Genomic DNA, 1012 nt, shown 5'->3' with positions numbered 1-1012 from the left:
CCGAGCCTCAGATAGCCAAGTCCGATCTCCCGCAACACGTCGAGGGAGCGCATCACAGATGCCTCGCCAGCGAAGAAATCGCACGCATCGTCGACCGTCAGTTCGAGCACCTGGGCGATATTGCGCCCGTTCCACTCGACTTCGAGCGTTTGCGGGTTGTAGCGAGAGCCATGACAGGTCGAGCACGGCGCAAAAACGCTTGGCAGGAACAGCAGCTCCACCATGACGTATCCCTCGCCCTCGCACACCGGGCAGCGGCCTTGCGCGACGTTGAACGAGAACCTTCCCGGGCTATAGTGTCGCTGGCGGGCGAGCGGCGTATCGGCGAAGATCCTTCGCACATGGTCGAACATGCCGCTGTAGGTGGATAGGTTCGAGCGCGGCGTGCGGCCGATCGGTTTCTGATCGACCCGCACCAGCCTGCGAACATGCTCCATGCCTGCGACAATGCGTCCTTCAGTGTCGTTCTGCGCAACATCGAGCAGCGGATCGATATCCTCCTCCTCGGCCACGGGGGAGCCGCCGAGGTGTTCCGTGACGAGCTCGGGCAGCGCCTGACTGACAAGACTGGATTTGCCCGATCCCGAAACGCCGGTGACAGCGGTGAAGCAGCAGATGGGGAATTCGACGTCGAGACCTTGAAGATTGTTACGCCTGATCCCTTCCAGGCGTAGCCATGCCTTGGGATCGCGCGGTGTGCGCTCACTGCGGAGCTGCTCTGCGAACAGGTAGCGGCGGGTGATCGAAGTCTCGACGTCGGCAAGCCCCTCTATCGGTCCGCTGTAGAGGACTTTACCGCCCTTTTCCCCGGCTCCTGGCCCGACATCGACGAGCCATTCCGCGCGGGGATCACGTCGAGATCATGATCGACGACGAACAGGGAGTTGCCCGCCGCCTTGAGACGCTCAAGATGGCGATATTCTCTCTTGAAGGCACCGAGCGCAAACCGGATCGGCTGGAGGCGTTCAGCGATGCAGTGTTCGCGATCGCGATCACTGTCAATCGGCAGCCA

At 61.9% G+C, this 1012-nt stretch carries 1 pseudogene; it reads right to left on the bottom strand.

The features are described 5' to 3' along the window. Positions 1-512 (bottom strand): annotated as a pseudogene (locus G0D83_RS32025) (excinuclease ABC subunit A); the annotation flags it as partial. Positions 513-1012: the final 500 nt, after the last annotated feature.

Origin of the sequence: Salipiger sp. PrR003 (genome assembly GCF_010500785.1) — a bacterium.
Taxonomy (GTDB): Bacteria; Pseudomonadota; Alphaproteobacteria; order Rhodobacterales; family Rhodobacteraceae; genus Salipiger; species Salipiger pacificus_A.
The sequence above is the reverse complement of the archived record's forward strand: the minus strand, read 5'-3'. Positions and strand labels throughout refer to the sequence as shown.